At 69.5% G+C, this 23,990-nt stretch carries 22 protein-coding genes; 6 read left to right on the top strand and 16 right to left on the bottom strand.

Features of this window, described 5'->3' with window-relative positions; genetic code table 11:
* Positions 1-13 precede the first annotated feature (13 nt).
* The 16 genes from PHP91_RS09670 to PHP91_RS09745 form a co-directional block, all read right to left on the bottom strand.
* Positions 14-145: a hypothetical protein gene (locus PHP91_RS09670; protein WP_366141558.1), complete on the bottom strand. Its 132-nt coding sequence runs from the start codon at positions 143-145 to the stop codon at positions 14-16.
* Positions 142-1,542 (bottom strand): hypothetical protein, encoded by a 1,401-nt coding sequence (locus PHP91_RS09675; protein WP_300139974.1) that lies wholly within the window; start codon positions 1,540-1,542, stop codon positions 142-144. The genes PHP91_RS09670 and PHP91_RS09675 overlap by 4 nt, the downstream gene beginning before the upstream one ends.
* Positions 1,542-1,685, bottom strand: coding sequence for a hypothetical protein (locus PHP91_RS09680; RefSeq protein WP_300139975.1), 144 nt, complete (start codon positions 1,683-1,685; stop codon positions 1,542-1,544). Before PHP91_RS09680 ends, PHP91_RS09675 begins: the two co-directional genes overlap by 1 nt.
* Positions 1,686-1,795: 110 nt before the next feature.
* On the bottom strand, positions 1,796-2,551 hold the full coding sequence (locus tag PHP91_RS09685; RefSeq protein WP_300139976.1) for a cephalosporin hydroxylase family protein: 756 nt from the start codon (positions 2,549-2,551) through the stop codon (positions 1,796-1,798).
* Complete coding sequence (locus PHP91_RS09690) at positions 2,544-3,272, bottom strand: WbqC family protein (protein WP_300139977.1); 729 nt, start codon at positions 3,270-3,272, stop codon at positions 2,544-2,546. The genes PHP91_RS09685 and PHP91_RS09690 overlap by 8 nt, the downstream gene beginning before the upstream one ends.
* 20 nt (positions 3,273-3,292) lie before the next feature.
* Positions 3,293-4,420 carry a hypothetical protein gene (locus PHP91_RS09695; protein ID WP_300139978.1) on the bottom strand — a complete coding sequence of 376 codons (1,128 nt, stop codon included), beginning with the start codon at positions 4,418-4,420 and terminating at the stop codon, positions 3,293-3,295.
* A gap of 2 nt (positions 4,421-4,422) precedes the next feature.
* Entirely contained in the window at positions 4,423-5,370 is a 948-nt protein-coding gene (locus PHP91_RS09700) for a radical SAM protein (protein WP_300139979.1), read from the bottom strand.
* 10 nt (positions 5,371-5,380) lie between these two features.
* Entirely contained in the window at positions 5,381-6,520 is a 1,140-nt protein-coding gene (locus PHP91_RS09705) for a DegT/DnrJ/EryC1/StrS family aminotransferase (RefSeq protein ID WP_300139980.1), read from the bottom strand.
* On the bottom strand, positions 6,517-7,068 hold the full coding sequence (locus tag PHP91_RS09710) for a dTDP-4-dehydrorhamnose 3,5-epimerase family protein (RefSeq protein WP_300139981.1): 552 nt from the start codon (positions 7,066-7,068) through the stop codon (positions 6,517-6,519). The genes PHP91_RS09705 and PHP91_RS09710 overlap by 4 nt, the downstream gene beginning before the upstream one ends.
* The gene (gene rfbG, locus PHP91_RS09715; RefSeq protein ID WP_300139982.1) at positions 7,058-8,146 is read right to left on the bottom strand and encodes a CDP-glucose 4,6-dehydratase; all 1,089 of its coding nucleotides are present in this window, start codon (positions 8,144-8,146) and stop codon (positions 7,058-7,060) included. The genes PHP91_RS09710 and rfbG overlap by 11 nt, the downstream gene beginning before the upstream one ends.
* Positions 8,131-8,913 (bottom strand): glucose-1-phosphate cytidylyltransferase, encoded by a 783-nt coding sequence (gene rfbF / locus PHP91_RS09720; protein WP_300139983.1) that lies wholly within the window; start codon positions 8,911-8,913, stop codon positions 8,131-8,133. The genes rfbG and rfbF overlap by 16 nt, the downstream gene beginning before the upstream one ends.
* Before the next feature lie 21 nt (positions 8,914-8,934).
* Positions 8,935-9,861, bottom strand: a complete 927-nt coding sequence (locus PHP91_RS09725) for a glycosyltransferase family 2 protein (RefSeq protein WP_300139984.1) — start codon at positions 9,859-9,861, stop codon at positions 8,935-8,937.
* Positions 9,858-11,483 (bottom strand): sulfotransferase family 2 domain-containing protein, encoded by a 1,626-nt coding sequence (locus PHP91_RS09730; RefSeq protein ID WP_300139985.1) that lies wholly within the window; start codon positions 11,481-11,483, stop codon positions 9,858-9,860. Before PHP91_RS09730 ends, PHP91_RS09725 begins: the two co-directional genes overlap by 4 nt.
* 2 nt (positions 11,484-11,485) lie before the next feature.
* Positions 11,486-12,724 carry a radical SAM protein gene (locus tag PHP91_RS09735; RefSeq protein WP_300139986.1) on the bottom strand — a complete coding sequence of 413 codons (1,239 nt, stop codon included), beginning with the start codon at positions 12,722-12,724 and terminating at the stop codon, positions 11,486-11,488.
* Positions 12,721-14,862: a hypothetical protein gene (locus PHP91_RS09740; RefSeq protein WP_300139987.1), complete on the bottom strand. Its 2,142-nt coding sequence runs from the start codon at positions 14,860-14,862 to the stop codon at positions 12,721-12,723. Before PHP91_RS09740 ends, PHP91_RS09735 begins: the two co-directional genes overlap by 4 nt.
* Positions 14,859-15,563 carry an acylneuraminate cytidylyltransferase family protein gene (locus tag PHP91_RS09745; RefSeq protein WP_300139988.1) on the bottom strand — a complete coding sequence of 235 codons (705 nt, stop codon included), beginning with the start codon at positions 15,561-15,563 and terminating at the stop codon, positions 14,859-14,861. Before PHP91_RS09745 ends, PHP91_RS09740 begins: the two co-directional genes overlap by 4 nt.
* 833 nt (positions 15,564-16,396) lie before the next feature.
* Between PHP91_RS09745 and galE the strand changes: the two genes are divergently transcribed.
* From galE to PHP91_RS09775, 6 genes are all read left to right on the top strand, one after another.
* Positions 16,397-17,365 (top strand): UDP-glucose 4-epimerase GalE, encoded by a 969-nt coding sequence (gene galE / locus PHP91_RS09750; RefSeq protein ID WP_300139989.1) that lies wholly within the window; start codon positions 16,397-16,399, stop codon positions 17,363-17,365.
* A gap of 293 nt (positions 17,366-17,658) precedes the next feature.
* The gene (locus PHP91_RS09755) at positions 17,659-18,687 is read left to right on the top strand and encodes a radical SAM protein (RefSeq protein ID WP_300139990.1); all 1,029 of its coding nucleotides are present in this window, start codon (positions 17,659-17,661) and stop codon (positions 18,685-18,687) included.
* Between the two features lie 154 nt (positions 18,688-18,841).
* A complete protein-coding gene (locus tag PHP91_RS09760; RefSeq protein WP_300139992.1) occupies positions 18,842-19,975 on the top strand; it encodes an amidohydrolase family protein in 1,134 nt (377 codons plus the stop codon).
* A 19-nt stretch (positions 19,976-19,994) separates the two neighbouring features.
* The gene (locus PHP91_RS09765; RefSeq protein ID WP_300139994.1) at positions 19,995-20,927 is read left to right on the top strand and encodes an aspartate carbamoyltransferase catalytic subunit; all 933 of its coding nucleotides are present in this window, start codon (positions 19,995-19,997) and stop codon (positions 20,925-20,927) included.
* A gap of 195 nt (positions 20,928-21,122) precedes the next feature.
* Complete coding sequence (locus tag PHP91_RS09770) at positions 21,123-22,406, top strand: dihydroorotase (RefSeq protein WP_300139996.1); 1,284 nt, start codon at positions 21,123-21,125, stop codon at positions 22,404-22,406.
* A 211-nt stretch (positions 22,407-22,617) separates the two neighbouring features.
* The gene (locus PHP91_RS09775; protein ID WP_300139998.1) at positions 22,618-23,952 is read left to right on the top strand and encodes an HD domain-containing protein; all 1,335 of its coding nucleotides are present in this window, start codon (positions 22,618-22,620) and stop codon (positions 23,950-23,952) included.
* Positions 23,953-23,990: the final 38 nt, after the last annotated feature.

Below are 23,990 nucleotides of genomic sequence, written 5' to 3' on the forward strand. Positions count from 1 at the left end.
CCGTCCCTCCCGCTCATCCGGCCCAGGGCCGGGCCGCCACGGTATAGGCCAGCAGCGGCTGGCCCGCGAGACGGCGGATGTTCTTGTCCGGTATCCGCTTGGAGCCGCCGCGGGCCGGGATCAGGGCGAGGCGGGTGCTGGTCATGCCGCCTCCTCCGCCAGGGGCCGGAACCGGCCGGGCAGCTCGCCCACGCAGCGCAGCACGCGGTCGCCGTAGGCGTCGTCGCCGGTCATGACCAGCGGCTGCATGGCGGCCCGCAGCCGTTCCGCCACGCCCGGCTCGTCCGCCATGGCCAGGAGCCGGGGCAGCGCGCCGAAGAATTCCTCCCGGCCGCGGCAGGCCATGACCCCGTCCAGCTTGAACCAGTCCTCGAAATGCATCATCCGCGACACCTTGTCCGCGCTCCAGGAGTGCACGCCGTCGCCGAAGGCCGTGGCCATGATCGGCAGCCCGGCCGCCATGGACTCCAGCAGGATGGAGGACATGGGACTGGCCACCGCGTCGAGCACGGAATAGAGCCGCGCCAGGTAATGCATGGAAAAGGTCCGGTGGCGGGAGGTGATGGTGGTGTTGCGCCTCTTGGCGTCGCCGTAGGAGTCCTCGCGCTCCGGGTCCATGACCACGTTTCTCCAGCCCAGGTCGAGGAAGTTCTCCTCGTGCTCCCGGCGCAGCCGCCAGGGGTGGGGGCGGTAGACCACGCGCATGGCGGGCAGGTCGCCGCGCTCGATGCGCTCGTCCAGCTCGCGCAGCAGGGCCGTCTCGTCGAAATAGCGCAGGGTGCCCGCGAAGAGCAGGGACGGGACGCCGGGGCGCAGGCCGAGCCGTTCGGCCAGATCCTCGTCGCGCGCCTCGCGGCAGTGGCGGAAGGCGTCGAAGTGCGGCGCGCCCACGATGCGGACCCGCTCCCTGGGCATGTCCTGGACCGTCACGGCGTGCTCCAGGCTCTGGCGGCCCCACACGCCCATGAGCGTGGGCAGCCGCAGGAGCAGCCCCTTGCTGCACAGGTTGTCCCAGCCGGTCTGGAGCAGGAGCACCGGGATGTCCAGGGCCTCGGCGGCCTGGAGCAGGTCGTCGGTGCCGGAGTCGAGCAGCAGCGAGGGCAGGACGATGAATTCCGGCCTGAGCCGGTCCAGGGCGGCCGTCAGCTCCGGGTGGAGCCCCAGGGCGGCCTCGGTCTCGGCCACGTGGCGGCGGTAGTGCTCCGGCCGGGCGAGCCGCTCGTAGCGCGCGTACCGCTCCGGGTCGGCCCGGCGCGACTCCTCGTGGCGGACGCGGAACGACGGGCTGCGGTCCCGGTGCCGGATGCAGGAAATGTTGAACAGTTCGGCCCAGGCGGCCATGCGCTCGGGCCGGTGGGGGACCCAGACCACCTCTCCCACCGGGTGCGGGGCGTGGGCCAGTATCAGCTCCCCGGTCATGTTCTCCGCGCTGCGCAGGGCCACGAAGGTCACGTCGTGGGCCGCGCAGAGCGGGCCGAACGCGCCGTGGGCCAGATGGCGCTGCACGGGGTCCGCCCCCTGGAGGAAGACGCAGCCGCGCATCACGCCTCCGCCGCCCTCGCCGGAGCGATGCGTCCCCACTCCGGGCCGCCCCGGAAGTTCCGCCCGGTCTCCGCGACGATGAAACAGGGGGCATCGCCGATCATGCGGCTGCCGATCTGCATGATGTTTCCTTTCCTCATCATAGTCCGCTCCGAGGTTGCGCCGCTCCGGCCGGTGGTTTTTCCGTCCAGCCCGGCCGGGGCCTCTTTTGTTTACTCACTTAATATTCAATTCGGCAAATTGGAATAAAACATTAGGCCGCCGGGCCTTGCGCGGGCTTCACGCACTTCAGGTAGCCGCCCGGGGCCACGGTGACGATCAGCCGGTTCTCCAGCTCCTCGTCCACCACGAAACGGTCGGTGGTCCGCAGGAACTTCGCCACGGCCGTCCGGGGGTTGTCGCCGACGCCCCACGGCCGGTCGGGAAAGGAATCCTCGGGCATGTCCTCGATCACGGTGTCGAACACCACCAGGTAGCTGCCCTCGGTGACCAGGTCCGCATAGGCCGCCAGCTCGGCCAGGACGTGGGCCTCGGTATGCAGGGAGTCCAGGCAGACCATGATCCGCTTGCGTCCCTTGGCGAGCTCCCGGACCCGGGCGACGACGTCCGGGTCCACGGACGAGCCCTGGATCATACGGATGCGCCCGGCCATGGGATGCTCCCGGATGGCCTTGCCGTTGTGCTCGCGGATGTCCACGTCCACGCCGACCACGATGCCGTCGCCGCCCAGCAGCTCCAGCATGGAGGCGTAGAAGACCATGGAGCCGCCGCGGGCGATGCCGGTCTCGACGACGAGGTCGGGCCTGACCGACCAGATGAGCTCCTGCATGGCCAGGATGTCCTGCGGGCGCTGGATGATGGGCCGCCCCAGCCAACTGAAGCGGTAGGTGTACTTGTGGCGGGAGGTGGCCATGAACCACTCCCTGGCCAGCGGGGCCAGGGCGGGGTCCTCCTTCTGAAGGCGGACGCTGTTGCCGATCATTTCGGCGAACTGTCTGCTGTCATCCATTGATGAACTCCTTCCATCCGACCACTGCCGGATTGATGTGTCGCTTCGCCTCGGGGCCGGTGTTGGCCACCAGGTCGAGAATCGTGACGTAGGGGGTGAACGCTCCGTGGAGCTGGGGATAGGGCGTCAGGGCGTAGTCCATGTAGCCGACGCGGACGCCCCTGGCCTCGAAGGCCTCGTGGTCCAGGTAGTTCCTGGCCCCGTGGCCGGTCACGTAGGCGTCGCCGCCCAGGGCTTCCACCAGCTCCAGGATGCGCAGGGAGCCGGTGGATGTGACCTCCAGCTCCGAGGAGCGCGCCAGCCGGGGCCGGATGTCCAGGAACCGGGCCGCGCGCTCGATGAAGTCGATGTTGAACCCGCCCAGGCGCGGGCGCGGCCCGCCGGGCGCGGGTTCGGCCAGGGACGGCGCGGCCAGGGCCAGCATGTCGTCCCGGAACGGGGCCCGGGCATGGGCCTGTTCGAGCAGGGCCAGGTGCTTGCGCCGCCAGTCGCGGCCGTCGTCCGTTTCGGTGCGGGCGATGGTGGTGCGCTCCCCCCGCGCCAGTGGGACGGTCAGCCACTTGCTCCCGTCCTTGGTCTTGACCTGGACCCGGTTGGTGAAGCTGCGGCCCTGGGGCAGCAGGACGTCGTCCAGGTGCACGAACACGTCGCACGCGGCCATAAGCTCGAAAAATCCCCTCCACGGGAGATACATCGGCTGCATGATGGCGACGGTGGTCATTTTCGCTTCCCCGGCTTCCGTTACATCAACTTGTTGAAAACCATATTGTTCTTCACGCGGAACTGGACGGTCCGCCGCTTGTAGGCGACGTGCTCGAAGTGGTGGCGGTAAAGCCCCCAGGTGTTTTGGAGCATCTCCATCCGGTGCGGGAACTGCCGGCACATCTGGGCGAAGATGTCGTTCAGGAAGGACGACGCGATGATCACCGCGTCCACGTCCCCCTCGCCCAGCCGGGCCACGGGGTGGACGGGGTGGCCGTCCAGGGTCCCGCCGCACCTGGCGGGGTCGTTGTCCACAAAGCCGACGAACTCGAAGCCGGGATCGCCCGAGGCCAGGGGCTCGCGGAAATTGTCGACATAGTTGCCGCCGGTGCCCCAGATGGCCACGCGCTTGCCGCGCAGCTCGCCCAGGATGTCCTCGGGTCGGCGGGCATGGGCCCGGCTCAGCACCTCGTAGGGCATCTCCAGGAACCGCGTGGAGGGCGGGACGGTCCTGGCCTTGCGCGCGGTGAAGAGCAGGATGTCCTCGGTGTTGCCGTTCTCCCAGCAAAGGAAGTCGTGCAGGTTCCCCTCGTACTTGTAGACCATGGATTCATATCCCTGGCGCAGGATGTAGACGGCCATGTCCTCGAACCCGTTCTCCTCGTAGAACCGGGCGAAGAAACGGGGATTGATGCGGAAAAAGCCGACGTTGACCAGGTTCATGAGCAGGGTGTGGACCACCCGCCCGCCCTCGCGCACGGCCCCGGCCGCGTTGAGCAGCACCTCCATGGGGTTGCATACGTGGTAGCCGGTGAACCCGTCCCAGACCAGGTCGAAGCGGCCGAGCATGTCGCCGGGCAGCGGCGTGCTCAGGTCGTGGACGTAGGTTTCGTCGTGAAAGGGCAGCAGGTCGGCGCAGACCACGTCCGAGAACCCGAACATGCGGAACAGGGCGATGCAGTCCAGGGTGCCCGGGGCGCGCTCGTACCGCCGCAGGGCGTCGGCGTCCAGGGCCGACGGGGTCAGGCCCCTCCGGAAGAACATCTGGGCCACCTCGCCGAAGGGGGCCAGCACGCTCTGGGTGCCGAAGGTCATGACGGACTCGGCCCGTCGCATCTCCCCGGCCAGCTTGAACAGGAGGCCGACCTCGGAACGGTGGATGGGCATGGCTACTCTCCCGCTCCGGCCGGGGCGCCCGCGCTGGAGTGCTGCATGGCGCCGGGGTTGGTCTTCTTGCTGTTGGACCTGGGCAGGGTGCAGTTCCGGCAATGCTCCAGCTCGCCGCCGCGTCCCGCCTCCATGTACTCCCGGTACTTGGTGAAGTGCTTGTCGTTGAAGATGGCGATGGGGTCGTCGGTGAAGACGTTGCCGTGGTCGAAGTAGCCGTTGGCGTCCGGCGGGCACAGGGCCACGCGGCCGTCGGAGAAGATGATCAGCCTGTCGAAGAGGTAGCCGCAGACGTAGCCGCCGATGGGGTCGTCGTCGCACGCCTTGCTCTCGTAGTCCTCCACGGACCCGGCGCAGTTGTGCACGTCGAACCGGATGACGTCGTCCCCCTTGCCGGGCGAGACCAGGCCGGACCACAGCTCGTGGAACGGCTCCCACTCGTCGTAGTTGAGCTGCTGGCGGATGAACCGGACCAGGACGCGGGTGCCGTCCGGGTACTCGGCGTCGCGCAGGGCGAGGAACCGCTTCACGTTGGCCACCACCTCGTCGAAGTCCGTGCCCACCCGGATGGCCTCGTGGGTCTCCTTGCGGGTGCCGTCCACGGAGCAGATCAGGGTGTCCAGCCGGGCGTCGAGCAGGCGGCGGGCCATGACCTCGTCCAGCTCGGTGCAGTTGGTGGCCAGGCCCAGGCCCTTGAACCCGCGGTCCTTGGCGAAGGCGATCTTGTCCGGCAGGTTCCTGTCCAGCAGGGGCTCGCCGTCGCCGTGGAAGGTGAAGTAGTCGATCTCGTCCCGGTGGGGCTCGAACTTGCGCATCAGCCCGCAGAACTCGTCATAGCTCAGGACGCGGGGCTTGCGCGTCCATTCCTTGAAATTGCACATGATGCATTTCGAGGTGCAGACGCCGTTGATGGTCTCGATCTGGACGGGATGGGGGATGAGCCTGGTCATGGGGGCCTCCTTATTGTGCCTTGTCCCATTGGCGGACGTTGTCGCAGACATAGTCGATCTCCTCCTCCCGGATTCCGGCGAAGAGGGGGAGCGTGATCATTTCGCCGTAGAGCCGCTGCGCGTTGGGCAGCGGGACGGCGTAGGGGGCGAAGAGCGGATGCTCGGTGAGCGGCGAGTAATGCAGCCCGGTGGAGACGCCGTTCTCCTTCAGGTGGGCCATGAGGCCGTCGCGGTCGTCGCAGCGCAGCCCGAAAATCCAGTAGGGGCAGGTCCCGTCGGTGATGTAGGGAAACAGCGGGCGGGCGTGGCGCAGGCCGCCGAGCCGCTCCAGGTAGGCCAGCAGGGCCCGGTGGCGGGACCCGTTCAGCTCTGGGAGGCGCTCCAACTGGACCAGGCCGATGGAGGCGGCCAGGTCGTTCATGTTGTACTTGTACCCGAGCAGGGCGATCTCGTAGTACCAGTGGCGCACGTCGGTGCCGGAGGCGGTATAGAGCCGGTTGCGCTTCCAGGTGTCCTTGTCGATGCCCATCCAGCGCATGGCCTTGAGCGGCTCCTCGAAGCCGGGGTCGGCCAGGGCGATCATGCCGCCGTCGCCGGTGGTCATGCACTTCTTCTCCTCGAAGGAGAACACGCCCATGTCGCCCCAGGTGCCGAGCTTGCGGCCCAGGTACTCGCCCCCGGCGGTGTGGGCGCAGTCCTCCACAACCTTGAGCCCGTGCGGGGCGCAGAGGTCGAGGAGCCGGTCCATGGGCACGGGGTGGCCGCCCATGTGCACGGGCATCACGGCCACGCAATCCTTGTCGATCTTGCGCTCCAGGTCGTCCAGGTCCATGCCCAGGGTCTCGTAGTCGCAATCCACGAACACGGGCTCCAGCCCCTCGTAGAGCGGGGCCAGGGCCGTGGCGGCGAAGGTCATGCCCGGCACCAGCACCTTTGCGCCCTTGGGAAAGCGCCAGGCGGCCAGGGCCAGGTGCAGCCCGGCCGTGGCCGAGTTGGTGGCCACGGAGCAGGGCGCGCCGATGAAGGCGGACCACTTCTCCTCGAACTCCGACACCTTGGGCCCGAGGCCGAGCCAGGCCCTGTCGAAGGCGGCCCGGACGGCCTCCAGTTCCCGCTCGCCCACGTCCGGGCGAAACAGTCTCACGTTCATATCTCCACTCCTTCAAAGGCGTCGGTTATCAGGGGATGCGCCCGGTCCTTGTCCGAAACCACGGCGACGTCCAGGGGCCACCCGATGGCCAGGGCGGGGTCGTCGAAGCGCAGGCCGCCCTCGTGGCCGGGGGCGTAGGGGCGGGTCACGAAATACTGGATCTCCACGTCGTCCTCCAGGGCCTGGAAGCCGTGGGCGAACCCGGCCGGGACGTAGAGCATCTCGCGGTTCTCCCCGGTCAGGACCCGGGCCGTCCAGCGCAGGAAGGTGGGCGACCCCCGGCGGATATCCACGATGACGTCGTGGATGGCCCCGCGCAGGCAGGACACGATCTTGGTCTCGGCAAAGGGCGGCCGCTGGAAGTGCAGCCCCCGCACCGTGCCCCCGAGGCGCGTGGCGGAGCGATTGATCTGGCGGATGGGATCGGCGAGGCCGACGGCGCGCAGCTCCTCGTCGCAGAAGAACCGGCCGAACCAGCCGCGCTCGTCGCCCCTCGGCTCCGGGATGATGGCGTGCGCGCCCGCCAGGGGCAGGGGCTCAAAGCGCATGAGCGGCCTCCATGTAGGCGTCGATCTGGTCGAGGCAGAGGCGGCGCGGGTCCCGCCCCTCGGCATGGGCGCGGTACCAGTCCGCGCACTGGCCCACGGCCCCGGCGGTGTCCAGCAGGGTGCGCCAGCCGAGGCGCTCCCGGGCCTTGGCGCTGTCCAGACAGAGCATGGCGGCCTCGGCCCTGGCCGGGTCCTCGCCGCCCCGCCGCCAGGCCGCCCCGCCGCCCCACCGGGCGCAGAACAGGTCGGCCACCCGGCCCACGGGCCAGGCCTGGGCCCTGTCGGGCCCGAAATTCCAGCATCCGGCGTAGGCCTCGGGCTCCGCGTGGGCGCGCGCGGCCAGGTCCAGGTATCCGGCCAGCGGGTCGAGCACGAACTGCCAGGGCCGGGTCGAGTCCGGATGGCGCAGCTCGGGCGTCCGCCCGGCGGCGAGCTCGCGCGCCAGGTCCGGGATCAGCCGGTCCGCGGCGAAGTCGCCGCCGCCGATGGCGTTGCCCGCCCGGACCGTGCACACCGCCGGGGAGCCGGGCGCGGAAAAGAAGGAGCGGGCGTAGGCGGCCGTGGCGATCTCGGCGCAGGCCTTGCTGGCGGAATAGGGGTCCCGGCCGCCCAGCCGGTCGTCCTCGCGGTAGCCGGGCCCGCCGCCGGTGTTCTCGTAGCACTTGTCGCTGGTGACGATGATGGCCGCGCCCACCGAGTGCGCGTGCCGGACCGCCTCCAGCACGTTGACCGTGCCCATGACGTTGGCGTCGAAGGTGGCCGCCGGGGAGGCGTAGGACTCGCGCACGATGGCCTGGGCGGCCAGGTGCATGACCACCTCGGGCCGGGCGTCGGCCACGGCCGCGAGCAGCCGCCCGCCGTCGCGCACGTCGCCGCGCAGGGACCTCGGGTCCGCGTCGTCGCCCACCATGGTCCAGAGGCTGGGCGTGGAGGGCGGCTCCAGGGAATAGCCCGTGACCTCGGCCCCCAGCCGTTCGAGCCAGAGCCAGAGCCAGCCGCCCTTGAAGCCGGTGTGTCCGGTGACGAAGACCCGCCGCCCGGCGTAGAACCGCTCCAGGCGGGCTACCAGGTCTTCCATCGGGCCTCTCCTTCGTCCCAGAGCCGGTTCAGGCGCAGGGTGTCGCGGTAGGTGTCCATGCAGGCCCAGAATCCCCGGTGGCGATAGACCGCCAGCTCCCCCTCGCGGGCCAGCCGGTCGAACACGCCGAACTCCAGGTCGCACTCCTCGTCCTCGGTCAGGTAGTCGAAGATGCGCCGCTCGCAGACCATGAACCCGCCGCTGACCAGGTCGCCGTTGCGCGGCGCGGGCGGCTTTTCGTGAAAGGCGGTCACCACGTCGCCCTCCACCCGCAGCTCGCCGAACTGCTGGGCCGGGCTGACGCCGGTGATGGTCACGGTCCTGCCGCCCGCCTCGTGGAAGGCCAGCAGGGCCTTGAGGTCGATGTCGGCCAGGCCGTCGCCGTAGGTCAGCATGAACCGGTCGCCGTGCACGTACTTCTCCACCCGCTTGAGGCGGCCGCCCTTGGCCGTGCGCTCGCCGGTGTCGGCCAGGGTGACCTTCCACCCCAGCTCGTCGTGGGGCTCGTGGATGACGCGCGAGCCGGGCCTGCCGAGCTCCAGGGTGACGTCGTTGTTCCAGATTTCGTAGTGGAGGAAGTAGTCCCGGATCATCTCCCCCTTGTAGCCCAGGGGCAGGACGAACTCCTCGAATCCCTGGCGCGAATAGAGCTTCATGATGTGCCAGAGGATGGGTTTGGGGCCGATGTTGACCATGGGCTTGGGCCGGAATTCGGTCTCCTCCCTCAGCCGGGTCCCGAGACCGCCGCAGAAAATGACTACTTGCATCCCAGTGTCCTCACGCCGCGTTCACGATGCGGTCTTTTGGGTCAGGAATCGATGGGCCGCGCGCCGGCCGGCCAGGCGGAGCCTGTGCCGGATCTGGCCCAACTGCCGCCCGGCATAGGCGAAAAACAGGGGGACCACGCCGAGCCGCACCCAGGGGCGCACGTCCGGGCTGGCCAGGGCGAACCGGGCCACGGAGGCGAAGGGCGCGAGGGTGACGGGCGACGCGGTCTGGGCCACGAAGACCCGGCTGAGCGGATCGTCGGGATACCGGTTGGCGAACTTGATCCGCGAGTGGGTACGCACATGCAGGACCTCGTCCACGTAGCGGAACGGGGCCACCAGGGCCAGCTTGGCCAGGAACCACCGCTCCACCGCGACGATGGGCACGTACTCCCCGATGTGCGCGTCCAGCAGGGCGCGCCGGAACAGACCGTAGAAATAGTAGTTCACCTTGAGCCGGGAGTAGAACAGCCGGGCCGTGGCCACGCGGCCGAGCCGGTTCGGGTCGTGCCGCTCGTCCAGGCCGAAGGTGAACATGGGCTCGCCCTCCTCGTCCACCACGTCGAACCGGCACAGGGTCACCCCGGCCTCGGGGTGGGCGTCCAGGTCCGCCGTCAGCCGGGCGAGGAAGGAAGGCAGCCACAGGTCGTCGAAGGCCGCCCACATGAAGTATTCGCCGGCGGACAGGGCCAGGACCTTCTTGAAGTTGGCCATGATGCCCTCGTTGTCCGCGTTGCGCGAGATGCGGACCCTGGGGTCGCGCGCGGCGTATTCGCGGCAGAGGTCCCAGGTCCCGTCCGTGGACGCGTTGTCGCTGATGACCAGCTCGAAATCCTCGAAGTCCTGGGCCAGGAGCGAGTCCACGGCGCGGCGCATGCGCTCGCCACCGTTGTAGACGGGCATGCCGATGCTCACCCTGGGAGCCGGACGGTCGGTGCGGGCGCTCATCGCCTGCCTCCCTTCGCCTGGGGCGCGTCCGAAAGGGACAGGGGCAGGACCCTGCGCTCCGCCGGGGCCAGGCAGATGTTGTCCATGGGATAGACCAGGACCCTTTCCGCCCCGAGGGCGCGGGCCAGCCGGAGCTGCTGCCCGTAGGTCGCGAGATCGTCGAAATTCTTGAGCAGGATGATCTCGTCCCAGCCCGCCGCCGCGAGCCGGGCCGTCACCGGGTCGGCGGGGTCGAAGGCGAATGGCCCGTTGGGGATGCGGTGCATCTCGCCCAGCTCCTCCGCCGGGAGGGACGCCGCCACGCCCCGCTGGACCAGGATGTCCGGGCGGGAGGCGTCGCCGCAGGCCCGGAATCCCTCGATCAGGCTTTCGAGCAGCAGGGCCGGGCCGAAGCGGAGCACCAGGCGGCGGGCCTTCGGGTCCAGCGCGGACAGGGGAACCGCCTCCACCAGGGAAACGCCGTGCAAGGTGGTGCGCCATTTCTCGGGAAAGATCTCGCGCGAGCGGCGGTGGGCTTCGATGGCGCCGGGCGTGTCCCCGGACAGCCGGTGCAGCCGGGCCTTGTGGTCCAGCAGCGGCCCGAGGGTCCGGTTGACGCTGGCGTCGCGCGGGGATTCCACGGCCAGCGGGACAAGGTCGTCCACGGCCTCGCTCACGATGTCCAGGGCCTCCCGGTAGCGGCCGTACTTTTCGAACCTGCGGTAGGCTTCGAGCCGCATCCGCTCGATGGCCCGCCCCGCCTCCAGGGACCAGCGCAGGGTCTTTTCCTCGTCGCCCTCCTGGTCGCAGAGGTTGACGAGCATTCGGAAAGGCAGTTCGCGCTTGTTCTCCTCGGCCTCCAGCAGGGCGATGGCCCGGCGGCGGTCGCCGCTCCGGATGGCCTCCACGATGGCGGAGTCCGAGGGCACGTAGGACTTGCCGCCCACCTCGGTGACCATGGCCGGAGGAGTCCCGGCGGGGATGTTCTCCTCGCGCAGGGTCCGTTCGTACAGCTCGCGGGCCAGGGCGTAGAGCTCCAGGTCCTTGGCCTCGGCCCTGGCGAACCGGGCCGTGAAGGCTTCGTCCACCCCGGTGGAGTCCGGGTTGCGGGACTTGTTGTAGGCGGCGTACGTGCCGGTGCCCAGGCCCAGCCGACCGGCCAGGATGCCCATGAACCGGTCCATGTCCTCCAGGATTCCCACCAGGGAGAACCGCTCCCGCAGCCGCTCCTTGGCCAGCTCCAGATCGCCCTCGGCCAGGTAGTGGGTCATACGGTTGTGGCGGCAGTGGTTGTCGAAATAGTCTTCAAGGGAGAGGGCCGGGCGGTAGTTCATCACCTGGAACCGGTACTCCGAGACCAGACGGCTCAGGGGCTCGCGCAGGATGGTGAAATAGAAGACGTCCCGGACGCCGGGGTACAGGTTCTCCGCGCCCCAGGCGTAGTGCCCGCCCGCCGCGCAGGGGCCCGAGGGCGGCTCGGCGGCGTTGCGCCGGGCCAGGGCGAGCCAGTCGCAGTGGCTGTTGAGGTGGGTGAACCGCTCGCCGAAGTTGTCGCGCAGGAAGTTGACCACGGTGATGCCCGCGCACTTGGGGATGTGGTAGAAGACCGTCAGCCGGTCCGGGGAAGCGTTTGCTCGGCTCATGTTCAGTCCTTGTTTCCGGGAATCCGGGGAGCGATGCAGCGCGCCAGCCCGAGCAGGGCGGCCCGGACGAACATGCCGCCCATGCGGGGATCGCCCTCGCGCAGGTACTTCACGGCCCGATTCCAGAAGATGCGGCTCAGGCGGACGACGTCCCCGGAAAAACGCTCCAGGATGTAGGGGGTCGGGCAGTGCTCGCACAGCAGGGCGGCGTCCCTGGCCCCGGCGCGGGACAGGCACATGCCGTCGGTGCCGTCGTTGGCCCCGGGCAGGACCCGCTCCAGCCAGCCGGGCAGGTTCTCCGCCCGGAAGCACGCCCGCGCCCGGCGGTAGCTGCCGTTGCGCCAGACCTCGGCCAGGGAGGAGCCCGCCCGGCCGGGGACCGGAGTCACCCGGCCGAATGAAAAGGACTCGCTGGGCGCGCTGCAACAGGGGAAGACCGACCAGTTGGGGTTGACCACGGCGGCGTCATAGAGCCAGGAGCACGGGGCGGCGTCGCCGCGCTCGCGCAGGGCCGCCAGTTGCCGCGCCGTCTGCTCGCTCTTGCGGTAGCGCGGGTCGGCGGGCGGCTCGGAGCCCGGCGGCAGGTCGGACGGGGAGGCGGCGAAGGAGTCCACGCCGATGGCGCGCATGTCCTCGGCGCACCGGGCTATCTCGTGCTCGTTGTGGGCGAACACGTGGAACCGGACGTTGATCCTGGGTCCCTGGCCGCCGCTGGCCCGCTTGATGGCCACCAGCCGCCGCAGGTTGTCCTTGACCGTCTCCAGGTTCGAGCCCACGCGATAGGCGGCGTGGCCCTCCTGGGTCGCGCCGTCCACGCCCACCTTGAGCTGGAACAGGCCGCTGGCCATGAGGCGGCGGCAATAGTCGTCGCTCAGGGGCATGCTCAGGTTGCTGCTGACGTAGCAGAGGATGCCCTTGCCGTGGGCGTGGGCCACCATCTCGGGCAGCTCGGGGTGGAGCAGCGGCTCGCCCCAGTTGTAGAAATACAGGGAGAACAGATAGTCGCCAGCCTCGTCCAGCAGGGTCTTGAACCCGGCCAGGTCGCGGCTGGCGCGCTCCAGCCCGCTCCGGCGGGTCCCGGTGGGGCAGGCGGGGCAGCGCAGGTTGCAGAACGACGTGGGCTCGCAATAGAGCACGAAGGGGTGGCCGTGGTCCGGGTTGCGGCGCAGGCGGCGCATGGCGCTCACGTAGAGGGCGTTGGTGAAGGCCTTGAGGCTCTTTCCGTCATAGACCCAGCTCATTGGAGCGCCTCCCGTCCGATGGAGAGGACATGGACGCGGCGCTGTCCCTTGTCCGCGACGTAGAGGGTCCGCGACGCGCCGTCGACCCAGATGTCCCGCAGGCTCGTGTCGTCCTCGCCGGTCAGGGCGGCCAGGTCGAGGGTGTCCACCCGCTCGCCCCGCTCGTCGTAGACGAAGAGGTGGCGCAGGGAGGAGACGAACAGCAGGCCGTTCCACTCCGCCAGGGAGCGGATCAGCCCCGGCGCCTGGACCGCAAAGGGAGTGAACCGGCCCGACCCGGCGTCCAGGCGGCACAGGGACGGAAAATCGAAATCGCCCGCCACCACGCCGCCGGAGGTCGCGGCCAGGGCCTTGGGCGTCAGGAGCAGGGAACTGTCGTAGACGACGGTTTCCGCCGGGCGGCCGGGGCGGATGCCCAGGATGCGCTTGTCGTACGGGGAGTCGGCGGTGGCCACCACCACGATCTCCTCGCCCCGGAGGCAGGCCGAGGCGGGGTAGCGGTGCGCCTCGCCCTCGGGCAGGTAGGCGGCCAGGTCGATCTCCCGGCCCGGACGGTCGTCGGCGGGGACTTCGGCCAGGCGGCCGTTGCGCCAGTCGCACAGCCAGGGAGCGCCGTCCTTGTCGAGGAAGAAGTGCTCGGGGCAGTGCAGGCCGAGCCCGATGCGGCGCACCGGGACGAAATTCGGGGAAAACACCTGCAACTTGTGGTCGGACTGGTCGGCGACCAGCAGGGAGCCGTCCCCGGCGCGCATGACGGACACGGGCTTGCCCAGCGCCCCCCGGCCAAAGGAGCACACGTAGGCGAGGAGCCCGCCCCGGCCCTTGTCGGCGCGCGCCTCGCGGTCCAGCATCCGGGCGCAGGCCGTCTGCATGGAGGCGGCCAGGCGCTTGCCGAAAAAGGCGCGGGCCTCGCCGTCCAACGCTCCGAGGGCGTTGGCGCGGACCGTGTTCAGCCGCGCCGCCTCGCGTTCGGGCGAGCGGCGGGCGGCGGGTTCCGGCTCCGGGGTTCCGGCGGGCCAGATTTCGGCCCTGGGCAGCTCCGGGCTTCCGGCCCCGGCCCGCTGCATGGACACGAGATGGTCGTAGAAGGCGTTGACGCCCGACTGCGGCAGGCACAGGCCCCGGCCGGACGCGGCGGCGGCGGCGAGGACCTCGGGATCGGTCCGGCGAAAGGCGCAGACCGCGCCCCCGGCGGCGAGAATCTCGGGAAAGTCCTGGCGGCCCCGGATCACGGCGTTGGTCCCCAGGTTGACGACCTTGCCGCTGAACTCGTCCACCCCTGCCACCTCGCGGGTCAGGGAGACCAGCTCCCAGAAATCGGTTTCCATCTCCCCGGACTGGGTCAGGTGGACGTAGGGCACCGGGCGCGAAAAATCGACGTCCCCCGGCAGCGTGAAGACGGCGCCGCCGCCCGCGCTCGCCACCCGCGCGACCCGCGCCGCGCCGGGGAAGAGCCGGACCTCGCTCCTGACGGCGTCACGGCTCGCGGCCCGCAGCCGAAGCCGGGGGCCCGCGTCCGCCGCCGTCACCCAGGCCGCGGGACGGCCCTCGGCGTCCACGGCCACGGCCAGGACCGAGGCCGGGTCGGCCGGGATGGCCCCTTCGCCGATGAGCAGCCGCTCGCGGCCGCGGGGGGCGAGGTGGGGGCCGGTCAGGAGCCCCTGCTCCGTCCGCCGCACCGGGTGCAGCAGGTTGACGTCCTCCACGCGGAAAAACAGTTTCATCTGGCAGGGATTGTCGCGCAGCTCCACCGCGCCCGCCACCAGCTCCGCCCCGGTTTCCCGCAGCAGGGCGAGGGCCGAGGCCAGCTCCTCGGGCGACCTGTCGGCCGACGAGCCGGGCACCACCACCACGTGGTCGGGCCGGGCGTCCTCCAGCAGGCCGCGCACGGCCGCGTTGCCGAAAACGCGGCGGTAGGGCGCGCCCTCCTCCCAATAGGCGGCGGGGACCCCGACGACCCGCTCGCGCGCGTCCCCGAGCCGGGGGGCGAAGGCCTGGTCCGTGACCAGGATGCGCAGCGCCCCGGGCATGGCCCGCTCCAGCCGGTCGAGGCCGTCGCGGGCGAGTTGCTCCAGAAAGTCGTGGGCGGCGGCCACGGCCTCCCCGGCCCGGATTTCCAGCACGGCCGCCGTGGTCATATGGCCTCCCGGCGCTCGGGCCGCTGTTCCTCGGGGCGGCGCAGGGGGAAGAGCCCCCAGGCCAGGATTTGCTCGGCCAGGCGCAGATCCTCGGGCGCGTCGATGTCGATGAAGGAGGCGGGATCGCGCAGTTCGTGGAGGTAGGTCCTCCCCGCGTTGCCGACGCCCATGCCGCTGAACACGCCGTAGCTGCGGTAGGCCAGCAGCGCGGCCTGCCCGGGCGAGGCCTCCACGCGCCGGTACGCGCCGTCGGCGCAGACGGCGGCCGACCAGCTCGCCAGGTCCAGGGCCTTGACCGTGGTGATCCGGCAGTTGCGCTCAAGCCCGACGTCGACCAGGTGCTCCACCAGCTCCACGGAGCGGAACGGGCTCGTGGGATACAGGGTGGCGGTGTAGGCGGGCACGTAGCCCGCGCGCCGGAGCTCCCCGGCCGCGTGGGCGAAGGCGTCGCCGATGGCCGCGCCGTCTCCGGCGATGGCCTTGGGCCGCAGGAAGGGAACCTCCGCGCCGTAGCTGCGGGCCACCTCCGCGATCTCGGGATCGTCCGTGGAGACGATCACCCGCGTCACGTTGCGCGCCCGCAGCGCCACGTCGATGGAGTACGCGATGAGCGGGACGCCGCAGAGCGGCTGGATGTTCTTTCTCGGTATCCCCTTGGACCCTCCACGGGCCGGTATCAGGGCGAGCACTTCCGGTTTCATGGCCTTCCTCTCGGCTGGGTTCTCTCGGGCAAGGGCGCATTGCAATATGCCTGCCAGGGCCCCTGCGCCCGGTCCGCGCCGACGCGGCGCATTCCCCGGCGCGCCCCGGCGCGGCAGGCCGCACGGCCCCCCGACGCAACCGCCGAACGCCCGGCCCCGGCCGCGCAACGCCAGCGGCGCGGGTTGGACTGGCCGCACAACCAACCGATTTCATGGAAATTTTCAGAAACGACGTTCAGGCGAGCGCCGGAGACGCCCTCTTCCCGCCAGGCCGCGCCCGTCGCGTCGATCCAGGGGCGGTCCGCCGCCCTGCACGCCAAGAACGCCCGCTCCGGGGGCAGCCCGGCCGCGTCGGTTCCTTGACGCGCCGCGCCCCTCCGGCCAAGGCTCCCGGCGAAGACCATCCCCCCGCCGCGCACGCAAAACAGAGCCGTTTTCGGCACAAACTGTTCACCTTGCGAATGATCGGATGGTTTTTTCGGCGACATGCTCCACCTTGGCGAATTTTTCCGGCCGCCGTCAGGGCCGGTCGAAGAACTGGTCGATATGGCTATTTTTTCCATATTTCATTGATATGACGCAAAATGCAAGAGCCGTGCAAATCAATCATCACGCCTTTCGGACCATCACCCGGAACCGACGCCCGGGGAGCGGGCCAAAGGTTGCGCGTCAATCAATCGTCAAGTGGCTGATCGGTTTTTCCGTCCATTTACTTAAGCCCCATGGACGAGCTATTTACCTCCCGCCCCTTTTGCGGGTACAACACGCCATCCAGCGCGGCGAACGGCCGGGCGCGCCCCGGACCGCCGAACCCTTTTCCGACGGAACGACCCATGAACAAAACCATCCTCGTCACCGGCGGAGCCGGATACATCGGCTCCCACACCTGCAAGGCCCTGGCCGCGCGCGGCTACACCCCCGTCACCCTCGACAATCTCTCCAACGGCCACGAATGGGCCGTCAAATGGGGCCCGCTGGTGAAGGGCGACACCGGCGACCGCGCCCTGCTCGACGACGTCTTCGCCCGCTACCGGCCCTCGGGCGTCATCCATTTCGCCGCCTTCATCGAGGTCGGCGTCTCGGTCCGGGAGCCGGGCAGCTTCTACCGCAACAACGCGTGCAGCACCCTGAACGTGCTCGAAGCCATGCGCGCCCACGGCTGCGAACGCTTCGTCTTCTCCTCCACCGCCGCGGTCTACGGCACGCCCCGGCAGGTCCCCATCACCGAGGACCACCCCCAGTGGCCCATCAACCCCTACGGCTGGTCCAAATTCATGGTCGAGCGCATGCTGGAGGACTTCGGCCGGGCCCACGGGACCCGGTTCTGCGCCCTGCGCTACTTCAACGCGGCCGGGGCCGACCCCGAGGGCGAGATCGGCGAGGCCCACGACCCGGAGTCGCACCTGATCCCCCTGGTCCTCCGGGCCGCCAAGGACCCGGCCCGCTCCATCTCCATCTTCGGCACGGACTACGACACGCCCGACGGGACCTGCGTCCGCGACTACATCCACGTCTGCGACCTGGCCGACGCCCACATCCGGGCCCTGCAATTCCTTGAGGACCACGGCCCGGCCGCCGTCAACCTCGGCACCGGCGCAGGCAACTCGGTCAAGGAGATCATCGACGCCGCCCGCGCCGTCACCGGCCTGCCCATCGAGCCGGTCATCGGCCCGCGCCGCCCCGGCGACCCGGCCCGGCTGGTGGCCGACCGCGCCCTGGCGGGCGAGCTCCTGGGCTGGACCCCGCAACACCTCGACATCCGCGAGACCATCGCCCACGCCTGGGCCTGGATGAACCGGTAATTTCGCCAATCCCGCCGAAACGGGATCGAAAAAGCGGCCGCCGGGCCGTGGGCGGACGGGAAGCGGTCCCCCTCTCCATGCCCGGCGACGGCGTCAGCCTGTCCAGGAGCGGGCGGCCCGGAACGACGAAATCAGCGTCCTTTCCCAGGCAAACGCCCTCGCGCCCACCCCGCCCGATTGTCCCCATCCCCCGAATCCTGTAACATCCCCCCACGGCGCGGCAGGCCGGTTTCCGGGCGACGCACGGCCCAGCAGCCCCGCGACCAGAACGTTTTGGAGAGTCCGGAGGCATCTTGCAGCTCGTCTTCTCGCATCCCGAGCCCGCACCGCAGCGGGCGGCCGTCTGGCCGGTCTTCCTGCCCTTTGCCGGGTGTCCGTACCGCTGCGTCTATTGCGCGCAGGACAAGCAGACCGGCCGGGGCGAGGCCGAGCTGGAGGACGTCTTCCGCACGGCCGGGGAGGACCTGGGCCGGGCGCTGGACGAAGGTCGCGGGCCGTACGAGCTGGCCTTCTACGGCGGCACGTTCACGGCGCTGCCCTGGGCGTGGCAGGCGCGCTTCCTGGAGCTCGGGGCGCGCTTCCGGGAGTGCGGGCTGGTGACGCGGGTGCGCTGCTCCACGCGGCCGGACCGCGTGGACGCGGCCGGGCTTGATCGGCTGCGGGCGGCCGGGCTGGACCTGGTGGAGCTGGGAGTGCAGTCGTTCGACGACGCGGCGCTCCGGGCGGCGTCGCGCGGCTACGCCGGGGACGTGGCGAGGGCGGCCTGCGGGCTGGTGCGGGCGGCCGGGCTGGGGCTGGGCATCCAGCTCATGCCGGGGCTGCCGGGCGACCGGCCGGGAATGTTCCGGGCGGACGCGGCCGAGGCGGCCGCGCTCTCGCCCGAGGTGGCGCGGCTCTATCCGTGCCTGGTCATCCGGGGCACGGCGTTGGCCGAGGTCTGGGCCAGGGGCGGGTTCACGCCCTGGACCCTGGAACGGGCCGGGGAGGAGCTGGCGGCGGCGTTGCCGGTGCTCTGGGAGCGGGGCGTGCGGGTCATCCGGCTGGGCCTGGCCCCGGAGGGGACCCTGGCCGAGCACATCCTGGCCGGGCCGTGGCACCCGGCCCTGGGCCAGACCGCGCGCGGCCGGGCGCTGCTGGCCATCATCCGCGCCCGGCTGGACGGGCTGGACGGGCCGGTAACGCTCTTCGAGGCCCCGCGCCGCTACCAGGGCGAGTTCTTCGGCCACCGCAACGAGCTGGCGGCGGAATACGCGGCGCTGGGCATCGGCCGCGAAACGGTGCGCTGGGTGGCCGGGGACGAGTTCCGGCTGACCACGGGATAAAACGGCCGACGCCATCGGGCGGGGCGCAATCCGACCGCCCGGCCCGGTTTTCGCTTTACCCCGGACCCGAAACATACTACCTATTACTTTCAGTCCGTGCGCGGACACGTCACCGGAACACATATCCCTGTGCGGGAGGAGCGAACCCTCAGGCATGCCTGAACTCTTTCGTGCGGCCAACGCCGCGACCATGGTCCCCGGAGCGCCCGTCATCCACGACGCGGCCGTCATCGTCCACCAGGGGATCATCCGCGAGGTCGGAACCTACGCCGACCTCTCCCCCGCCTTTTCCGGCACCGTCACCGACCTCGGCGACGTCCTGATCGCCCCCGGACTGGTCAACGCCCACTCCCACCTCGAACTGGCCCACCTGCGCGGAGCCTGCCCGTCCGGCAAGGGGTTCGTCGCCTGGGTGGAGGACCTGCTCACCCAGCCCATCTTCGACCTCGACGACGACCTGCTCGGCCAGGCCCTGGACGAATGCCGCCGAACCGGCACCGTCATGGTGGGCGACATCGCCACCCGATTCGCGAAACGCATGGCCGGGGCCCTTGAAGCTTCCGGCCTTTTTTTCACGGTCTTCACCGAGGCCATCGGCGAGTCCCTGCCCAAGAAGACCTTCATCCCCGCCGGCGAGTTCGCCCACGGGACCCTCTCCGTGGCCGGGCACTCGCTCTACACCACCCACACGGACGTGCTGCGCGCCGCCAAGCGCGAGTCGCGCGGGCGCGGCCTGCCCTTCTCGCTCCACCTGGCCGAGCACGACGACGAGGTGGCCATCATGGCCGGGGAGCCCAGCGCCTTCCTGGACCTGCTCCAGGCGCGCGGGCGGCTCCTCGACTTCGCCCCGCCCCGCAAACGGCCCGTGCAACAGGCGGCGGACCTCGGCCTGCTCGACGCAACCACCCTGGCCGTGCACTGCGTCAAGGTCACGGACCGGGACATCGAGACCGTGCGCGACTCGGGCGCCACCGTGTGCCTGTGCCCGCGCTCCAACGAGTTCATCGGCGTGGGCCGCGCGCCGTGGGAAAAATGGATCGGCTCCGGAGCGCCCGTTTGCCTCGGCACCGACTCCCTGGCCTCCAACACCGACCTCGACCTCTGGAACGAGGCCCGCCATCTCAAGGAACATTTCAACGGCGAGCTCTCCCTCGACACCCTGCTCGCCACCGTGACCCGCACCCCCGCCGCCATCCTCGGCGCGGGCCGACACCTGGGGACCCTGGAGCCCGGCAAGCGCGCCGCCATCTCCGTTGTTCCCCGGAAAATAACCGAGCTTTTTCAATAGACCCCGGAGGCTTATGCAAATGAAGTGGCTGCACAAAGACTTGTTGGACGTGTCCCAACTCTCCCGGCCCGAGGTCATGGCCATCTTCGAGACCGCCGGGCGGTTCCAGGAGCTCCAGGAACGCCCGGTCAAAAAGGTCCCGACCCTCAAGGGCCGCAGCGTGGTCCTCTTCTTCGCCGAGCCCTCCACGCGCACCAAGACCAGCTTCGACGTGGCGGGCAAGCGGCTCTCGGCAGACACCTTCTCCCTGGCCAAGAGCTCGTCCAGCCTGACCAAGGGCGAGACCCTCAAGGACACCGCCCTGACCCTCCAGGCCATGGCCCCGGACGCCATCGTCATCCGCCACCGCAGCTCGGGCGCGGCCCGGTTCCTGGCCGACCGCCTGGACTGCGCCGTCATCAACGCGGGAGACGGCCGCCACGCCCACCCCACACAGGCCCTGCTCGACTCCTTCACCCTGACCCAGGAATGGGGCTCGCTCGAAGGCAAGACCGTCCTCATCCTCGGCGACATCGCCCACTCCCGCGTGGCCCGGTCCAACGTCTTCCTGCTCAACCTGCTCGGGGCCAGGGTCCGGCTCTGCGGCCCGCGCACCCTCCTGCCGCCCGCCGTCAAAACATGGAACGCCGAGGTCTACTCCGACCTGAACCAGGCCGTGAAGGGCGTGGACGCCGTCATGTGCCTGCGCCTCCAGCTCGAACGCCAGCAGGACGGCCTGCTGCCCGACCTGCGCGAATACTCCCGGACCTTCGGGCTCGGCCCGCGCCACATCGAGCTGGCCAACCCGGACATGCGCATCCTCCACCCCGGCCCGGTCAACCGGGGCGTGGAAATCTCCTCCGAACTCGTGGACTGCGAACAGTCCCTCATCCTCGACCAGGTCGCCAGCGGCGTGGTCGTGCGCATGGCCCTGCTCTTCCTGTACACCACGCGCAAGGGCGAGGAGCAGTAATGAACTCGAACCCACAGCTTTCCCAGCAAGTTACCCTGTTCTTTTGAAAATACGCCCCAAGCCGCCAACGGGACGACCGGTCCCGGCAATGGGCCCGGCGGCTTGGCACCAAAAAATTTTGGAGATTCTCAAGAACCTTTTTCAAAAGGTTCTTGAGGCCCCCGGCAGGGCCGCCGGAGGCATCCGGGAGGTCACATGGCTAAGATTGATCTGATCGTGCGTCGGGCGAAGTTGGACGGCCGGGACGTGGACGTATTCGTTTCCCGCGGCAGGATCGCCGAGGTGCGCGACGCGGCCGAACCGCTGGACGCGGGCGACGCGGCAGTGGAGGAGGCCTTCGGGCTGACGATTTTGCCGTCCCTGACGGACGCGCACGTCCACCTGCGCGAGCCGGGGTTCGAGTACAAGGAGGACATCGCGTCCGGGCTGTGCGCCGCCGCCTGGGGCGGGTTCGGCAACGTCATGTGCATGGCCAACACCCGGCCGGTCAACGACGAGGGCTCGGTCACGGAGCTCATGCTGGAGCGGGCGCGCAAGGCCTGGCCCGGCGGCCCGAGGCTGTTCCCCATCGGCGGCCTGACCAAGGGGCTCAAGGGCGAGGAACTGGCCCCCATGGCCGAGCTGGCCCGGGCGGGCTGCGTGGCCTTCTCCAACGACGGCGTGCCGGTCAAGTCCACGGAGCTGTTCCGCCGCGCCCTGGAATACGCCTCGGACTGGGACCGCGTGGTCATCGACCACTGCGAGGACCCGTACCTGGGCGTGGGCGCGGGCGTCAACGAAGGCGAGGTGTCGAGCCGCCTCGGCCTGGCCGCCCAGCCGGACGTGGCCGAGGCCATGCAGGTCGCGCGCGACATCCTGCTGGCCGAATACCTGGACATCCCCATCCACCTGGCACACATCTCCTGCAAGAAATCCGTCGACCTCATCCGCTTCGCCAAGGCGCGCGGGGTGCGGGTCACGGCCGAGACCGCGCCGCACTACCTCACCCTGACCGAGAACCACCTGGAAAGCGCGGGCCATGAATACGACACCAACGCCAAGGTCAACCCGCCCCTTCGGCCGGAGGCGGACCGGCTGGCCGTCATCGAGGCCCTGAGGGACGGCGTCATCGACATCCTGGCCACGGACCACGCCCCCCACGCCGGGCACGAGAAGGAGACCGAGTTCGACGTGGCCCCGTGCGGCGTCTCCGGGCTGGACACGGCCCTGTCCGTCACCTGGGCCCTGGTCCGGGACGGCGTGCTCGACCGCGCCACCTTCCTGCGCGCCTGGACCACCGCCCCCTGCGCCATCTTCGGCCTGCCGGTGAACACTTTTGCACCAGGCGACCCGGCGGACTTCTTCCTCTTCGACGAAAACGAGGAATGGACCGTGACCCCGCAGGCCTTGCGCTCCAAGGGAAAGAACTCCCCGCTCCTGGGCGCGGCCCTGAAAGGCCGGGTAAAAACCCATTTCATTCAGGGCAAAAAAATAGTATGACGCCATTGTGAACCAACGGCTCCAAGGGAGCCCGTCAGGACGTTACAACCGGCCTCTCACGTGGAATATACAAAACAGAAGGTTTTCCGGGCGCAAGCGGGAGCAAGGCGCCGGTAACGACCGGGAACGGCGCGCAAAACCGCGCGCAAAACCCCGGCCGGTGATCGGTCGCGTTTCCGCCTCGCCGCGCGGCAACCTGAAGAGGAGCGATATGAGCCAGCCTTTCAAAGAAGCTGTCGGCTTTTGCAAAACCATCATGCGCAACGGCTACGACGCATACGTGGTCAACGCCCGGCTCCAGGCCCTCACCCTGGATGAGAACCGCGGCGCCCAGGAGCTGGACATCTGCACCGACGCGGAACTCGCCGAACTGCAGAAATCCTTCCCCAACCTCGAACCCTCCGGCGACAAGGAAGTCATCGGCACCATCAACGAGGGCGGAGTCACCTACTATTTCTACCCGGCCGACGTGGAGGACGCCTCCTACACCGACGAATGCGTCTCCATCATGACCCCCCGGCTGCTCAAGCGGCTGGAGGCGAGGGGCGACATCCCCCTCTCCTCGGTCTGCCCCTACATCCCGCGCGCCAAGGACGCCTACGCCGACTTCGCCGACTTCTCCGAAGGCATGATCCGCTTCAAGGGCATCCCGGACCAGGCCCTCAAAAAGGACTACTCCCTGGCCTACCGCGCCCTGCGGTTCGCCGCCAACTACGACAAGAAAATCGAGGCCAACTCCTGGATGGCCATCGTCCACAACTCGCGCCGCGTGCTCGACTACGTGCCCATGGCCGACTTCCTGGACGAATGGCGCAAGGTCGAAGCCGAAGCCATGTACCGCTTCTTCGAGCTGCTCTTCGACTCCATGCTCCTGCACGGCCTGATCCCGGAAATCGCCTCCCTGTCCCGCGTAAAGCATATCCGCAACGCGGAGAGCGATGCCGAGGAGACCGTGCTCCGGCACACCCTGGACGTCATGAAGGCCTACCCCGAGGAACTGCCCTACGACTGGTTCGGCACCGTGGCCTGCCTCTTCCACGACGTGGGCAAGCTCTACACCGCCGAATTCTACGAGGGCCGCTGGAACTTCCTCCAGCACCACCGCGTGGGCGCAAAGGTCACCCGCAAGATCCTCAAGCGGCTGCGCTTCGAGGAACAGGACATCGACCTCGTCTGCGACCTGGTCCAAAACCACATGCGCCCGCACTTCATGCTCACCGACAAGGGCATCCGCAAGCTGCGAGCCCTGGACGAATATCCCCGCGTCATGGAAATGGTCCGCGCCGACATCAAGGCGCGCGACGGCTCCTGGCGCGAATTCAACCACAACCTCAAGATGGCCGAACGCGCCGACATCCCGGAAGACGAAATCGAGCCGCTGCTCGACGGCAACCGGATCATGGAGCTCGCCAAACTCAAGCCCGGCCCGGCCATCGGCAAAATCCGCGATACCCTGCTCAAGGCCCAAATCGCCAACGACGTCCGCTCCCTCGAAGACGCCGAACAGTTCGTCCTCAACTACGTCGAAGAAAACCGCATGTACTAACGCCCCGACGCGCCAAAACAACCAACAAGGGCCGACAC

Source organism: Pseudodesulfovibrio sp., assembly GCF_028692895.1.
Classification (GTDB): domain Bacteria; phylum Desulfobacterota; class Desulfovibrionia; order Desulfovibrionales; family Desulfovibrionaceae; genus Pseudodesulfovibrio.

Bases quoted from the DNA above. Each gene is read 5' to 3' on its own strand.
- PHP91_RS09670 (WP_366141558.1), bottom strand. From the start codon at position 145: ATGACCAGCACCCGCCTCGCCCTGATCCCGGCCCGCGGCGGCTCCAAG.
- PHP91_RS09735 (WP_300139986.1), bottom strand. From the start codon at position 12,724: ATGAGCTGGGTCTATGACGGAAAGAGCCTCAAGGCCTTCACCAACGCC.
- PHP91_RS09725 (WP_300139984.1), bottom strand. From the start codon at position 9,861: ATGAGCGCCCGCACCGACCGTCCGGCTCCCAGGGTGAGCATCGGCATG.
- PHP91_RS09775 (WP_300139998.1), top strand. From the start codon at position 22,618: ATGAGCCAGCCTTTCAAAGAAGCTGTCGGCTTTTGCAAAACCATCATG.
- rfbF (WP_300139983.1), bottom strand. From the start codon at position 8,913: ATGCAAGTAGTCATTTTCTGCGGCGGTCTCGGGACCCGGCTGAGGGAG.
- galE (WP_300139989.1), top strand. From the start codon at position 16,397: ATGAACAAAACCATCCTCGTCACCGGCGGAGCCGGATACATCGGCTCC.
- PHP91_RS09685 (WP_300139976.1), bottom strand. From the start codon at position 2,551: ATGGATGACAGCAGACAGTTCGCCGAAATGATCGGCAACAGCGTCCGC.
- PHP91_RS09760 (WP_300139992.1), top strand. From the start codon at position 18,842: ATGCCTGAACTCTTTCGTGCGGCCAACGCCGCGACCATGGTCCCCGGA.
- PHP91_RS09710 (WP_300139981.1), bottom strand. From the start codon at position 7,068: ATGCGCTTTGAGCCCCTGCCCCTGGCGGGCGCGCACGCCATCATCCCG.
- rfbG (WP_300139982.1), bottom strand. From the start codon at position 8,146: ATGGAAGACCTGGTAGCCCGCCTGGAGCGGTTCTACGCCGGGCGGCGG.
- PHP91_RS09690 (WP_300139977.1), bottom strand. From the start codon at position 3,272: ATGACCACCGTCGCCATCATGCAGCCGATGTATCTCCCGTGGAGGGGA.
- PHP91_RS09705 (WP_300139980.1), bottom strand. From the start codon at position 6,520: ATGAACGTGAGACTGTTTCGCCCGGACGTGGGCGAGCGGGAACTGGAG.
- PHP91_RS09675 (WP_300139974.1), bottom strand. From the start codon at position 1,542: ATGCGCGGCTGCGTCTTCCTCCAGGGGGCGGACCCCGTGCAGCGCCAT.
- PHP91_RS09745 (WP_300139988.1), bottom strand. From the start codon at position 15,563: ATGAAACCGGAAGTGCTCGCCCTGATACCGGCCCGTGGAGGGTCCAAG.
- PHP91_RS09765 (WP_300139994.1), top strand. From the start codon at position 19,995: ATGAAGTGGCTGCACAAAGACTTGTTGGACGTGTCCCAACTCTCCCGG.
- PHP91_RS09680 (WP_300139975.1), bottom strand. From the start codon at position 1,685: ATGATGAGGAAAGGAAACATCATGCAGATCGGCAGCCGCATGATCGGC.
- PHP91_RS09740 (WP_300139987.1), bottom strand. From the start codon at position 14,862: ATGACCACGGCGGCCGTGCTGGAAATCCGGGCCGGGGAGGCCGTGGCC.
- PHP91_RS09770 (WP_300139996.1), top strand. From the start codon at position 21,123: ATGGCTAAGATTGATCTGATCGTGCGTCGGGCGAAGTTGGACGGCCGG.
- PHP91_RS09730 (WP_300139985.1), bottom strand. From the start codon at position 11,483: ATGAGCCGAGCAAACGCTTCCCCGGACCGGCTGACGGTCTTCTACCAC.
- PHP91_RS09700 (WP_300139979.1), bottom strand. From the start codon at position 5,370: ATGACCAGGCTCATCCCCCATCCCGTCCAGATCGAGACCATCAACGGC.
- PHP91_RS09695 (WP_300139978.1), bottom strand. From the start codon at position 4,420: ATGCCCATCCACCGTTCCGAGGTCGGCCTCCTGTTCAAGCTGGCCGGG.